At 45.3% G+C, this 14102-nt stretch carries 11 protein-coding genes; 4 read left to right on the plus strand and 7 right to left on the minus strand.

Features of this window, described 5'->3' with window-relative positions; translation table 11 throughout:
* The first annotated feature begins 83 nt into the window (after window positions 1-83).
* Complete coding sequence (locus ACSSU7_RS06925) at window positions 84-851, plus strand: UDP-2,3-diacylglucosamine diphosphatase (RefSeq protein WP_492515834.1); 768 nt, start codon at window positions 84-86, stop codon at window positions 849-851.
* A gap of 36 nt (window positions 852-887) precedes the next feature.
* On the opposite strand, the gene ACSSU7_RS06930 is transcribed toward ACSSU7_RS06925, so the two are convergent.
* The 6 genes from ACSSU7_RS06930 to ACSSU7_RS06955 all read right to left on the minus strand — a co-directional run bounded on the left by ACSSU7_RS06930 (window position 888) and on the right by ACSSU7_RS06955 (window position 7015).
* Complete coding sequence (locus ACSSU7_RS06930; protein ID WP_492515835.1) at window positions 888-2534, minus strand: HD domain-containing phosphohydrolase; 1647 nt, start codon at window positions 2532-2534, stop codon at window positions 888-890.
* A gap of 101 nt (window positions 2535-2635) precedes the next feature.
* On the minus strand, window positions 2636-3373 hold the full coding sequence (locus tag ACSSU7_RS06935; RefSeq protein WP_492515836.1) for an FHA domain-containing protein: 738 nt from the start codon (window positions 3371-3373) through the stop codon (window positions 2636-2638).
* An 11-nt stretch (window positions 3374-3384) separates the two neighbouring features.
* On the minus strand, window positions 3385-4227 hold the full coding sequence (locus ACSSU7_RS06940; protein ID WP_492515837.1) for a Stp1/IreP family PP2C-type Ser/Thr phosphatase: 843 nt from the start codon (window positions 4225-4227) through the stop codon (window positions 3385-3387).
* Window positions 4228-4283: 56 nt separating this feature from the next.
* Window positions 4284-4832 (minus strand): transcription antitermination factor NusB, encoded by a 549-nt coding sequence (nusB, locus tag ACSSU7_RS06945; RefSeq protein WP_492515838.1) that lies wholly within the window; start codon window positions 4830-4832, stop codon window positions 4284-4286.
* Window positions 4829-5278, minus strand: a complete 450-nt coding sequence (gene ribH, locus ACSSU7_RS06950) for a 6,7-dimethyl-8-ribityllumazine synthase (RefSeq protein WP_015831448.1) — start codon at window positions 5276-5278, stop codon at window positions 4829-4831. The genes nusB and ribH overlap by 4 nt, the downstream gene beginning before the upstream one ends.
* A gap of 111 nt (window positions 5279-5389) precedes the next feature.
* Window positions 5390-7015, minus strand: a complete 1626-nt coding sequence (locus ACSSU7_RS06955) for an OFA family MFS transporter (protein ID WP_492515839.1) — start codon at window positions 7013-7015, stop codon at window positions 5390-5392.
* Between the two features lie 195 nt (window positions 7016-7210).
* Here ACSSU7_RS06955 and phoB point away from each other — a divergent pair, with 195 nt between their 5' ends.
* From phoB to ACSSU7_RS06970, 3 genes are all read left to right on the plus strand, one after another.
* Window positions 7211-7918, plus strand: coding sequence for a phosphate regulon transcriptional regulator PhoB (phoB, locus tag ACSSU7_RS06960; RefSeq protein WP_331019709.1), 708 nt, complete (start codon window positions 7211-7213; stop codon window positions 7916-7918).
* A gap of 108 nt (window positions 7919-8026) precedes the next feature.
* Window positions 8027-9325 (plus strand): phosphate regulon sensor histidine kinase PhoR, encoded by a 1299-nt coding sequence (phoR, locus tag ACSSU7_RS06965; protein WP_492515840.1) that lies wholly within the window; start codon window positions 8027-8029, stop codon window positions 9323-9325.
* Complete coding sequence (locus ACSSU7_RS06970; protein WP_492515841.1) at window positions 9322-10071, plus strand: hypothetical protein; 750 nt, start codon at window positions 9322-9324, stop codon at window positions 10069-10071. Before phoR ends, ACSSU7_RS06970 begins: the two co-directional genes overlap by 4 nt.
* A 148-nt stretch (window positions 10072-10219) precedes the next feature.
* Here the strand turns inward: ACSSU7_RS06970 and ACSSU7_RS06975 are convergent, their stop codons facing one another.
* On the minus strand, window positions 10220-14089 hold the full coding sequence (locus tag ACSSU7_RS06975) for a DUF3683 domain-containing protein (RefSeq protein ID WP_492515842.1): 3870 nt from the start codon (window positions 14087-14089) through the stop codon (window positions 10220-10222).
* Window positions 14090-14102: the final 13 nt, after the last annotated feature.

Genomic DNA, 14102 nt, shown 5'->3' on the forward strand with positions numbered 1-14102 from the left:
GCTTGAGAACACTCACTTATTAAACTACATGCTGAAACTTCCAAGCAAACTAGGCAAACGCAATAAAGTAGGGGCTGTACATTTTGGTTAATCTCAACACTAACAGCCCCACTTTAACAGACGCGACAATTTTCATCTCTGATTTACATCTATGCGCGAGTCGCCCACATATCACTAACACCTTCTTGCAATTCCTATCATCCGACGCCAAATCGGCCAAAGCACTTTATATACTAGGTGATTTATTTGAATACTGGGCTGGTGATGATGACATTGATGACACGTTTAACAAGCAGATTATTCAAGGATTTAAGCAATTAGCTACGTCCGGCGTCTCCATTTACTTAATGCACGGTAACCGTGATTTCTTAATTACGGATGACTTCTGCAACGCGGCACATATACATTTAATCAATGACCCAACGTTAATAGAATTAAACGGGATAACCACCCTACTCAGCCACGGCGACGCTTTATGTACCGATGATATCGCATACCAGCAGTTCCGCACGCAAGTGAGAAACAAGCAATGGCAGTCAGAGTTTTTAAGTCAGCCATTACAGGCGCGTAAAAGTCAGATTGAAGCCATTAGATTACGCAGCGAACAAGAAAAATCTAATAAGTCAGCCGAGATCATGGATGTGAATCCAGATGCGGTAAGCCAGCTACTAAGAGAGTATGGCCACCCCAGCCAGCTTATTCACGGACACACACACAGACCCAACCAACACCAATTGCTAGTGGACGGTAAAGCAACAACAAGATGGGTACTGGGTGACTGGTATGAACAGGGCAGCTATCTAGTTTGCGATGCATCAGGCTGCCATAGCGTTAACCTGAACAACAATTAACAGCCAGCTCGCCCTTGCCTATACGGTAATCAACCCTTAAGGCTGATAGCCAGGGATCAGCGTCAAATCAACTTGGTCAATTTGCTCAGGCTCTAAAAACTCTTGTGCATACTTCAGGTAGATACCTTCTCGTATAAAGACATCAAACAATTCAGGGTCGATATGATTTTCCACCTTCATCTTACCCAATATCGCCAATGATTCGGAAAGTGTTTTTGCCTTCTTATACGGCCTGTCTTTAGAGGTGAGCGCTTCAAAGATATCAGCAATCCCCATGACGCGCGCTGGTATCGACATTTGCTCACGCGTCAGCCCTTTAGGATAACCACTGCCGTCCATGTGCTCATGGTGTCCGCAGGCGTATTCAGGAACACGCGCAAGGCTCTGTGGGTAAGGTAATGACTCCAGCATGCTAATGGTGACCACAATATGGTTATTAATCACCTGACGCTCTTCTGCAGTTAACGTGCCACGCCTGATACTTAAGTTATAGGTCTCATCTTCATCCAAAAATGGCACCTTATTGCCTAAGATATCTAATATCTCCATATTAGCAATATCTTGTATACGTTGCAGATCACTCGCCGTCATTGACTCGCTACCAATATTAGCGACTCTTAAAAAGGCTCTAGCCTCATCGCAATAAGCCTTAAACGCATCTAACTTAGACTGCTGCTCCGCTAGCCTATTTTGTTTTTCTTGATCCAAACCACCTGCTTTTAGCATCTCCACTTGCTCTTTAAGCATCGCGCATTCAGCCTGCTGTTTTAAGAGCTCAAATCGCTGGTCAAGCAACAGAATGCGGTCAAAGATTGAGGATAGCTTTGTCGGCTTATCCATAATGGCTTCAGGAGTGGTTACCTTGCCACAATCATGTAACCAACTGGCCACTTTCAGCTCGTAAAACTCATTCTCGTTAAGAGTAAAGTCCTTAAATGGTCCTGTTTTAGCGTCAATTAAGGCCTGCGTAAGCATCATGGTTAGCTCGGGTACACGTCGGCAATGGCCACCTGTATAGGGTGACTTTTGGTCGATGGCATCGGCAATCAACTCAATGAACGCCTCGAATAAGCCTTTAAGTCCTTCAATCAAGTGATGATTAGTCATCGCAACTGCTGCCTGCGACGCCAACGATTCGACAAGCGTCTGATTTGCTATTGAGAACGGAATAATGGCCCCGGTCTCAGTATCTATGGCGTTAATGAGTTGCAACACACCAATGACTTTCGACTCATGATCCTTCATCGGAATCGTTAAAAACGATTGCGAATGATAGCCAGTTTTTTCATCAAATTTGCGCGTACCGGAGAAATCAAAACTATCGACCTCGCGCACATTCGCAATATTAACAGTTTGATCTTGTAAGGTTGCATAGGCGGCAACGGTGGTTAAGTTAGGGCTACCGTCTGCCAAGTACAAAGGTAATGGTAAGAATGGAATCTCTTTACCTGTCGTCCCACCTAGGTACATGCTAAGCGACTTATTACGCATCATTTCAAACTTGAGGTGATTATCTTGCGTAATGGTGTAAAGTGTACCGCCATCAGCATTGGTAATCTCTTGTGCGCCAAGTAGAATCATTTCTAATAAGCGCTGGTGATCACGCTCAGCTGAGAGTGCAATGCCGATTGCGTTTAGGCGCTCTAGCTGCGCTAACAAGTATGGGTGCTGATGTTCAAACATTGAATGCTATACCTCATTGACTGGGTAACTCAAACTTCTTTAACACAGTGCCTTAAGCACATGACGCAAACACACTAACCAAGACCCCATGCACACTACCTCTATGCATGCGATAAATAGAACTCCATTTTCACACCTGCCAGTTCTATCACATCATGATCGACCAACGCATGCGCCTGCACACCGGTAGAAATGCCATTTACCACGGGCAAGACTTTACCTTCCACATGCGTAATAAAATAGCCATTCGGGCGCTTGGTAATCACGGCCACCTGCACGCCAGTTTTACCCAATGTGGTAAGTGCCTTATTGAGCACTAACTCACGCCCACTGCTAGAGCCATTTAATACCTGTATCTTACCAATTAAAGCTGGTTTAGCTTGCTCTTCATCATCTGATAACACATTTGAAATAGCTGACGGCCTAGCACTTTGCCTGAGTGATGCAGCCGGCGCTACAGGCGCAGAACTAGAGAAAGACTGATGCGGTTTAGCATCGAATGCCGATGGATGCACCATCATTGTTTTTTCAAACGCTGCCGCGGCACTCGCCTCATGATCAAGAAACGTAAGGTGGAATCGACCCAGCTCAATCACATCTTCATTTTTTAACAGCTGTTTTTTAGTAACTGCATTATTGATGCGCGTGCCGTTGGTACTATTGAGATCTTCTACAAAGAAATCATTGCCTTGCTTCAGAATAACAGCATGCTCACCGCTGATTGCTAAATTATCAAGGTGAATGTCATTGCTGGATTTACGGCCGATGGTAGTTTTAAGGTGGGTTAATGCATATTCATTTAAGTATGAACCGTCTAGGGTAAGAATAAGCTTTGCCATAATCTATCCTGTTACTTTATCCAACCTATAAAATTATCATACCAAGTATTTTTATCTTCATATGAGCCATTAACCTTGGCTAGTATGACAGAAACATTGTCTTTGCCGCCATGACTATTCGCTAACTGCACCAAAACATCTGCAGCACTGGTTAAGTCTAATATATGATGATTAAGCGTTGCCTGTATCAGTGCATCATCCACTAAATCGCTCAAACCATCAGAGCAAAGTAAATAAACATCGCCCACTTCAACTTTAAACTCATTCAACTCCAGTTCAACCTCTGAATCAACTCCCAAGGCGCGCGTCACTAAGTTTTTATGGGTGCAATGCTTTGCCTGCTCCAGAGTCACGATACCCGCCCTAATCTCCTCTTGTAGCAGAGAGTGATCCTCGGTCATTTGCTCTAACTGATGGTTTCGCAACCTGTAGACCCGTGAATCTCCAATGTGCCCAACTAACAACTGATTATTCGTGAACAAGCCTAATGCTAAGGTCGTACCCATACCGGCGCATTGCTGGTATGTTTGTGATGCGTGATAAATAGATGCATTTGCCGTAGCAACCACATCGATCAATAGCTTTCTCAGAATCGCTTTATTTAAAAAGGGTCTATCAACAACATCTAACACTGCAGGTTTAGCCGAATAAGAACCCAATGCCTCATTGAGTTCAGCGGCGATGCTCAGTACAGCCATCTCACTGGCGACCTCACCTGCTTTATAACCACCCATGCCATCAGCCAGAACCACAAAACCGATGCTGGCATCACTGGCGATTGCATCTTCATTATGACTACGCAGCAATCCAACATCTGTTAAACGTACAATTTCTAGGACGTGGCTCAAATCCATGATATCTGCCTTGATTGAGCATGCATCACAAAGCAACCGCGCATCAATGTCAGAGACTAGCTTCTCGCGGCTTTAACTTCAGCTTCGCGTACATCTGCTGCAAATTTATCTAAAACACCGTTGATATATTTATGCCCATCCGTACCGCCAAACACTTTCGCCAATTCAACACCTTCATTGATCACTACGCGATATGGAATGGTTAAATCAAACATCAACTCGCAGCCTGCAATACGTAAAATCGCATGCTCTACAGGGCTAAGTTCGCTAATGGCACGGTCAATAAAATTAACAATCTTGTCATCAATCGCAACTAAGTTCTCTGTCACTGCTTGCAATAAATGCTTGAAGTAAGCCTCATCGGCCTTGTTGTAATCTGGATCATCACGCATATCACGGAATACTTGCGACAGCTCAGAGTCATTTAACATACCGCGATAGACGGCTTTTAATACTAACTCGCGCGATTTTCTACGGTTTTGACTACCACTCTTTTTGCCGCTGCTTCTAGACGCTGGCTTTTTACCACTGCCGCCGGCAGTAGTACCAGCCTCGGCTTCGGCATCTACCACTAAGCTTGTTACTGCTGGTTTATTTTCAATCATAGCGCTTTAACCAAATTAAACATTTCAACAGCTACCTGAGCTGCTTCAGCACCTTTAATATGCATACGCGCAATTGCTTGGTCATCATCTTCTGTAGTAAGCACAGCGTTTGCAACAGGCACACCTGTATTTAACTGCACTTCTGAAATGCCACGAGCTGATTCATTAGCAACCACTTCAAAATGGTAAGTCTCACCGCGGATAATCGCACCCAGAGCAATTAACGCATCATATTTTTCACTTAACGCCATGTGCTGAAGAATGAGCGGTGTTTCCAATGCGCCTGGCACCGTGGCAATCGTAATCGCATCACTTGCCACACCTAATTTAAGTAGTTCGCTCTTACATGCCTCAAGTAAGCCGTCACCAATATTGCTGTTAAATCTTGATAAAACAACACCTACCTGCATCCCTGATCCATCTAGGTTTTTCTTAATTTCTCTCACGTATGCTTCCTTTAAACTTGCTTAAACTTAATAAAGCAATATTTTACCGCATATCGTCAATATCATAGGCGATATATTCAAAGCACTCTACCTAGATAAAATCAACATCAACTAATGAAATAGTATCCAAGCCTTCTGCAAGGTACTGAATATGCCATACGAAATTGGAATAGCAACTAGTGTCCATGCCACAAAGACCAGCAGTGGATGACTCTCGGATTGCTGGCTTTCTACTTTATCGCCATTTAATTTGATTGATTTCTCATGCGCTAGTTGCCGCTCTGCTTCCAGCTCAGCATCGGTCATATAGTGCTTGTCTGACACGGGTTTTACCAGCAAATTACAGATAAAACCAAGCAAAAGCAGCGTAGCTAACACGTACATAATCACGTTGTATGCCGCGCTGGCAGGCACACCATGATCCAGCTGGTAGTCTCGCAGGTAATTGACAATCACCGGCCCCAGCACGCCGGCAGTAGCCCAAGCCGTTAAGAGTCGCCCATGGATTGCGCCCACATGCTGGGTGCCAAAAATGTCCGCCAAATAGGCTGGAATAGTAGAGAAGCCACCGCCATACATGGTCAAGATAACGCAGAACAAGCCGGCAAACACCGCCACACTACCGGTACCCCCTGCCCAAGGCGCAGAGATATACAAAAAGAAGCCTAATGCAAAAAAGATAATATAGGTACGCTTGCGACCCAACCAGTCTGATAAAGACGCCCAACCAATACGGCCGATAATATTAAACAGAGAGAGTAAACCCGCAAAGCCAGCGCCAATCGCAGTCACGCGCAACAGCTGTTCCGGTGACAGTTCAGCCAGCTTCAATTGCTCGCCGATTAATGCACCGCCAAACACCTCTTGCAACATAGGGGAGGCCATACCGATCACACCAATACCCGCGCTGACATTAAGGCACAGCACCGCCCAAAGCAACCAGAACTGCGGCGTTTTATGCGCATGATTCACATGTACATGGCGGTTGGTAATCATGCTATTACCATTATTCACAGGCGGCACCCAACCCTTAGGCACCCAACCGGTAGGCGGTACACGGTAACTTAATGCACCGATCATCATGGCAATAAAATAGAACACACCCATAATCGCAAAGGTCTGCCACACACCAACAGAAGTCGGCGTAGCAAAATGCGACATCATGGTATTAGCCAGCGGCGCACCAATCATAGCGCCGCCACCAAACCCCATAATTGCCATACCGGTAGCCATGCCGCGACGATCCGGAAACCACTTAATCAATGTAGAAACTGGTGAAATATAGCCCAAACCAAGGCCAATTCCACCAATCACGCCAGAACCTAGCCACATCAACCATAATTGATGCGTGTAAACACCGTATGAGGATAAAAGAAGACCGCCACCCCAGCATACCGCAGCCACTGCACCTGCCTTACGTGGACCGGCATGCTCCAGCCAATGACCAAATACTGCGGCTGATGTCCCTAAAAATACAAAAAATAAAGTAAACATCCAGCCTAAGTCACTAACCTTCCAATCACAGTCTGTCGCAAAAGCACGTGCCCATATACCCATGGTATCTGCACATGCGATTGGGTCTTGAATACCAAGCGCCTTAGAGAGAGGTAGCCAGAACACGCTAAACCCATACGCCATGCCTATGGACAAATGAATTGCCAAGGCGGCTGGTGGCACCAGCCAACGATTAAAACTAGGGCTAGCCGTGATTCTCTCTTTAGAAAAAAAATCCGTCATTCTGCAATCTCCACACGCATTATTATTTTTAATACCAAGCTAACGGTATAGTGTAACAATTTGTTAAAAATGGCAATTTAGTTATTGCATTTACTTGCATATATACATGTTTAAACTTTGTCATGAATATGTCATATTAGCGTCATAAACTGATTAGGCTTAAATATCCGAGGCAAATTAATTGAGGAAATATATATGCCAGCCAATATATTAGTAATTGAAGACGAACCAGCCATTCAAGAGTTACTAGCTCTAAACATTACCCAGGCTGGTCACAACGCAATTCGCGCACTTAGCGGTGAGATTGCACTAGACCTCATGCGTGAAACTGTGCCTGATTTAATCCTACTAGACTGGATGCTGCCTGGCATGAATGGGCTAGAGCTTGCACGCAAACTTAAATCAGACACCTACACCAAAAACATTCCTATCATCATGCTCACCGCACGTGGTGAAGAGTACGACAAGGTGCGTGGCTTAGAAGTTGGTGCCGATGACTATGTCACAAAACCATTTAGCCCTCGCGAACTTAATGCACGCATCAAAGCGGTGCTACGTCGCAGAGCGCCACAAATGACAGACGACCCGATCGAGCTTAGCGGGTTGCGATTAGACCCAACCACCCACCGCGTGACTGGCAATCAAAAAACCATCGATTTAGGACCGACAGAGTTCAGACTATTACACTTCTTCATGACCAATGCGGAACGTGTGCATACGCGTAGCCAATTGCTGGACAAAGTTTGGGGCGACCGTGTGTTTGTTGAGGACCGCACCGTAGATGTTCATATCAGACGCTTACGCAATGCACTATCTGCATCCGGTCACGAAGACCTGATTCAAACAGTAAGAGGCGCCGGTTACCGACTATCTTCGCAACCGAGCGAAGCCAGTCACAACTAAACAGCTGTATGCCGGTCATCAAGTGATTACGCATGACATCAAAAATTGATGCTTACTTGTAAATCCTCGCTATAATCACTTTAATAAAAACAACTGAAAATATGACTCGTGATTGATATACGCTGGAAAGCCGCCTTATTTATTTGCGCTCTAAGTATCGTGAGCGTTTTTCTTTGGCTAATTTCAAGCTTGGTAACTGCCTTGGTTGTATTTACACTGGGGCTGTTACTTTATCTCGTTGGCCATATTTACTGGATACATCAACTCAACAACTGGCTCAAAACGCCAGACATACGTCAGGTGCCAGAGGGCTCAGGGTTGTGGGAGGATGTGTACAGCAGCTTACTGAAATACGAACGTAGCAATACGCTAAAGCAGACAGAATTAAACTCTGCGTTAGAACGCTTTCAGATTGTCGCAAATGCGATTCCGGATGGGCTAGTCATCCTCAGTGCAGCCAATACCATTGAGTGGTGTACGTCGCATGCAGAATACCAACTGGGGCTAGATCTTAAAACCGATCAAAACCTACCGATAGTTAACTTGCTTAGAAGCAGCCACTTCATTGCCTATTTGTATAATGAAGTATATGACGAGCCGTTTAAACTAAAAGACATTAAGAGCACTGAGTCTACGCTGGAAATTTGGCTAATCCCGCTGGCCACCAAACAAAAACTACTGATTAGTCGCGATGTCACACAAATTGAGAAAGTTGACGCGATGCGCCGAGACTTTATTGCCAATGTGTCACACGAGTTACGCACGCCACTGACCGTAGTTGGCGGTTTTATTGAAACGCTTTCAGACATGGAAGGTGCAATTCCCAGCAACATACGCAGCTACTTTGGCATGATGCAAGACCAGACGACACGTATGCGACGTCTGATAGAAGACTTGCTCACCCTTTCACATATAGAAAGCAACACGCAGGCGCCCGACAACAACCCGATCAACATGTCCATGCTCATGAATATGTTATTGAATGACGCCAATGCGCTGAGCCAAGGCAAACACAAGATTAACGCGCAAACCAATCCGCATTTCGATTTATCTGGCGCAGTGGATGAGCTGCAAAGCGCTTTAGGCAACTTAGTAAGCAACGCCATACGCTACACACCAGAGGGCGGTGAAATCAATATTAGTTGGCAACTACACCATAACCAAGGTGTTTTTAGCGTCTCAGATAACGGGATAGGTATCGACCAGCAGCACATCCATCGCTTAACTGAGCGCTTTTATCGTGTAGATAGAAGCCGCAGTCGTGAAACTGGCGGCACCGGGTTAGGTCTGTCTATCGTCAAGCATATCTTAACCAGACATCAGGCCAGACTTGAAATCACCAGTGAACTGGGTGCGGGCAGTACATTCAGTGCAGTTTTCCCTAAAGCTCGGATTATACAAAAGTGACTAGCATCTCCGCTCAGTTAAAGAAAATCACACCTTATATTGGATGTGTCTTTTTATTCTCTGCCTGCGCCACCAATGTACCACTGGATAAAAACGGTAAAAAGAGCGTTCCAGACCAAAAAGACAAAAGTACGATTAGCCAAATTGCAAAAGCAGATATCGATAGAATGGCTGATGTAGAAATGCGTGAGAACGCACAGAGCTTGCGCTTGCTGATGCTTAAACTGTACAAACGCAACCCGCAGGAACTCAAGAAAAGTACCTCAGACCCTGCTGAAAAAATGATTGATTGGGTGTTTGATGGCGCAGCGCAGCATCACTACCAATTACCCGAGATTAACAATCTCGTGACGACTGATGCAATTTTCTTGGCATTTAATCCTGAGTTTAAAGGTGACCGAGTGTTAGCCTTCACCGTCGGCCTACACACCATGCTGTTAAAAGCACATAACGACAAAACCGAGTTTTATTTCACAGACAGCCTAGACCCGCAGCGCATATACAATGTGGCGCGCAACATAGAAATTGCCGTGTGGAAACTATCGAATGCCAGAGACGAAACCGGCGCATTGTACTTGCTCAGCAATGAGATTAACGAGCATGATAAGAACTTATCGTTTGAACGTGAGTTTGGCAAAATGATTGGCCGCATAGACCTGTATGCACTTGTGCTGGCTGAGAAGTCGCAGCGCTTGATTTCACGCGTGGTGCAGAACCTTGCTACCGCACTATTCTTACCGTTTTAGCCACACAGCGTAACGCACACACGCTTAGGCAGAACATGCGCTGAGCATGTAACCACTGCGCAACACTGCTTCATCAAACGCCAGCCTAACCAGTCACTGCTACGACCCATGTAAATTGCGTATGCAATCTACATGGGCGCACCTACTGTTACAACAATACTTTCTCAATACCGCCATTGTTGGCTTTATGTACATACTCTTGCATCCAGTTCTCACCTAGAATATGTTTAGCCATTTCCACCACAATGTAGTCAGCTTCAATACCAGTATCTTCACCGTAACGTGATAGACCCTGTAAGCAGCTTGGGCAAGAAGTCAGTATTTTCACTTGCTCTTCTGGTGCACCTACGGTCAAGCCCATTTGCTGCATGCCTTTTTCCAGCTCTTCCTGTTTACGCATTTTCACTTGCGTAGAAATATCCGGACGTGCCACCGCAAATGTACCGCTCTCACCGCAGCATCTATCATTCAATGCAACATCTTGGCCCATTAATTTATTGGTCACTTCCAGTGGCTTGTACGTTTTCATCGGCGTATGGCAAGGATCGTGATACATATAGCGTGTACCGGTAACGCCTTGCAAGCGCACATCTTTCTCCATGAGATACTCATGAATATCTAACAAGCGGCAGCCTGGGAAAATCTTTTCAAATTCGTACTTTTGCAATTGGTCCATACAAGTACCGCACGACACAATCACCGTTTTAATATCAAGATAATTCAATGTGTTAGCAACACGATGGAACAGCACGCGGTTATCTGCCGTGATTTCCTGACCTTTATCATGATTGCCTGCAGAAGTTTGCGGGTAGCCACAACATAGATAGCCTGGTGGCAATACTGTAATCGCACCAACTTCATATAGCATCGCCTGCGTAGCTAAACCTACGTTTGAGAACAAACGCTCAGAGCCGCATCCTGGGAAGTAGAACACTGCTTCAGAATCATCCGTCACCTTTTGTGGGTTACGGATTACCGGAATCATATGATCGTCTTCTAAACCTAACATCGCACGTGAAGTCTTAGATTGCATTTTCTTCGGCATTGGACGATTAATAAAATGAATCACCTGCGCTTTGATATCAGCCTTACCGACAGTCGCTGGCGGGAGTTTTTTATCACGCAACAAGCCAAAGCGCTTAGCCAAGCCATGTGCAAGGTTTTGCGCTTTATAACCCCAATTAATCATGACAGTGCGTAATAATTTAATGGTGGCAGGGTCTTTAGCATTCAAAAATGCCATACCTAGCGCGGTGCCTGGGTTAAATTGCTTCTTACCTTGCTCACGCAAGAAATTACGCATTTTGATTGAAACATCGCCAAAGTCGATATCCACAGGACACGGCTTTTCGCAACGATGGCAAACCGTACAATGGTCTGCAACATCATTAAACTCATCAAAATGCTTAATTGAAATGCCACGACGTGTTTGCTCTTCGTACAAGAAGGCTTCAATCAGCAATGACGTACCTAAAATCTTATTACGTGGGCTATACAATAAGTTTGCACGTGGCACATGGGTAGTACATACGGGCTTACACTTGCCGCAACGTAAACAATCACTAATGTCGTCTGCAATTTCTCCAATTGCAGATTGCTCCATAATGATGGACTCTTGCTCAAGCAAACCAAAGCTTGGCGTATAAGCATTCTCTAAGCCAGAGCCAGCCAGCAATTTACCTTTATTAAAGTGTCCGTTCGGGTCTACTTTATTTTTATAGGTAGTAAATGTATCAATGGTAGATTGATCCAAAAACTCCATTTTGGTAATGCCGATACCGTGCTCACCAGAAATCACGCCGTCTAAATTACGTGCCAGCGCCATGACCTTAGCTACGGCCGCATGTGCATCCTGCATCATGCCGTAGTCATCAGAGTTTACTGGGATGTTGGTATGTACGTTTCCGTCACCCGCATGCATATGCAATGCAATAAACACGCGGCTTTTCAGCACTTGCTTATGAATCTCATCGCAGCGCTCAAGAATTTTTTGATACTCACGCCCAGCAAAAATATCTGCCATTGGACGCTTGAGCTCGCGTTTCCATGAAATTCGTAAATCATAAGACTGCACCGCTCTGAACACATTTTCATAATGTGCATAGGCTTTGCCAGCCTCACCCAACACGGAAACAGGCTCATCCAGATTATCTAAAACGAAACTCCAGCGTGCACGCAAATCATCCAACAATGCCAACGCCATTGTTTGTTTGGTTTTCACCATATTTAAATCGGCATTACCCTCTTCATCCGCTTGCAATGGCAATTCGCCTTGCATAAAGACTTTTAAGGCATCAATCAGCTTAAGCTTGTTTCTGATAGATAAATCAATATTAATGCGCTCGATACCATCAGAGTAATCACCCAAACGCGGTAATGGAATCACTACGTCTTCATTGATTTTGAACGCATTGGTGTGCTTAGCAATCGCTGCGGTTCTGGCACGGTCTAGCCAGAACTTTTTACGGGATTCACTAGAAACCGCAATAAAGCCTTCACCATTACGTGCGTTACATAAACGCACCATGCTTGAGGCAACTTCACCCACTGCGTTTTCATCATCTGAAGCAATATCAGCAATCAACACCATTTTAGGACGTTGCTGACGAGCGGCTTTAGTGGCATAACCCACCGCTTTAATATAGCGCTCATCCATATGCTCAAGTCCAGCCATAATCACAGCTGGCGTTTGTTTCGCCGTTGCATCTAGGTAATCTTTAATTTCAACGATAGCCGGCACTGCATGCGATACATTGCCAAAGAACTCCAAGGCAAGGGTACGCACATACTTAGGCATACGGTGCAAAATGAAGGTAGCGCTAGTAATTAAACCATCACAACCCTCTTTTTGAATACCAGGCAAGCCAGATAAAAATTTATCGGTAACGTCTTTACCCAAGCCAACTTTACGGAAACTTGGGCCTGGAATTTCTAAAATCTCAGGCTCAGACAACAGCGTTTTCATGTCTTCGCTGTAACGGCTGATTTTAAATCTAGCCATCTCAATGTCGTGAATCTTGCCTAGGTTGTGGTCTAGGCGCTCAACTTCCATCCACTCACCATCTGGCGTCACCATGCGCCATGAGGCCAAGTTATCCAAGGCAGTACCCCATAACACGGCTTTTTTACCGCCCGCATTCATGGCTACGTTACCACCGATACAAGAGGCATCCGCACTGGTTGGGTCACAAGCAAACTCTAAGCCTGCGTCAGAAGCCGCTTCCATCGCGCGCCTGGTAACTACACCAGCACCACACTCAATGGTGGCAACCTGGCGTGCAACACCAGGCAAGGTGCGCATTTGCACGCCTGTATGCTGATCCAGTTTTTCTGTGTTAATGACTGCTGATAAAGGTGTTAATGGAACAGCACCACCGGTATAGCCAGTACCACCACCACGTGGGATGATAGTAAGCCCTAACTCGATACAAGCGCGTACCATGGCCGCAATTTCGCTCTCGGTATCTGGCGTTAATACCAAGAATGGATATTCAACACGCCAGTCAGTAGCATCAGTCACGTGAGACACGCGTGACAAGCCATCAAACTTCACATTATCTTTGCGCGTAATTTTTGAAAGTTTAGCCAGCGCTTTTTTGCGCAGATTAGCCGTGTGCTTGAATTCATTCTCGAACTTAGTCACGGCTTGGCGTGCAGCCACCACCAGCTTAAGCACTTTTGCGTTACCGGCACTGCGCTCATCAATGGCGGCAATGCGGTGCTTCAACGCATCGACTAACGCTTTGCAACGCTTAGGATTCTCTAATAGGTCATCTTGCAGATATGGGTTGCGTGATACTACCCATAAGTCGCCCAGCACTTCAAACAGCATGCGTGCGGAACGCCCAGTTTTACGCTCGCCGCGCAATTCATTTAAAATACTCCAAATTTCTTCACCAAGAAACCGAATGACAATTTCACGGTCAGAGAAAGAAGTATAGTTGTAGGGAATTTCGCGCAAGCGCGTTGCAGGCTTAGGCTCTGCGTTTAAAATAGTGCTTAATAGAGGTGCGTTCATTGTAGTTTTTGAC

The organism is Methylotenera sp. E1MeOHC1, assembly GCF_058745595.1.

Excerpts from the sequence above, each read along its gene's own strand:
- ACSSU7_RS06930 (WP_492515835.1), bottom strand. The coding sequence starts at position 2,534 with ATGTTTGAACATCAGCACCCATACTTGTTAGCGCAGCTAGAGCGCCTA.
- ACSSU7_RS06935 (WP_492515836.1), bottom strand. The coding sequence starts at position 3,373 with ATGGCAAAGCTTATTCTTACCCTAGACGGTTCATACTTAAATGAATAT.
- ACSSU7_RS06940 (WP_492515837.1), bottom strand. The coding sequence starts at position 4,227 with ATGGATTTGAGCCACGTCCTAGAAATTGTACGTTTAACAGATGTTGGA.
- nusB (WP_492515838.1), bottom strand. The coding sequence starts at position 4,832 with ATGATTGAAAATAAACCAGCAGTAACAAGCTTAGTGGTAGATGCCGAA.
- ACSSU7_RS06955 (WP_492515839.1), bottom strand. The coding sequence starts at position 7,015 with ATGACGGATTTTTTTTCTAAAGAGAGAATCACGGCTAGCCCTAGTTTT.
- phoB (WP_331019709.1), top strand. The coding sequence starts at position 7,211 with ATGCCAGCCAATATATTAGTAATTGAAGACGAACCAGCCATTCAAGAG.
- ACSSU7_RS06975 (WP_492515842.1), bottom strand. The coding sequence starts at position 14,089 with ATGAACGCACCTCTATTAAGCACTATTTTAAACGCAGAGCCTAAGCCT.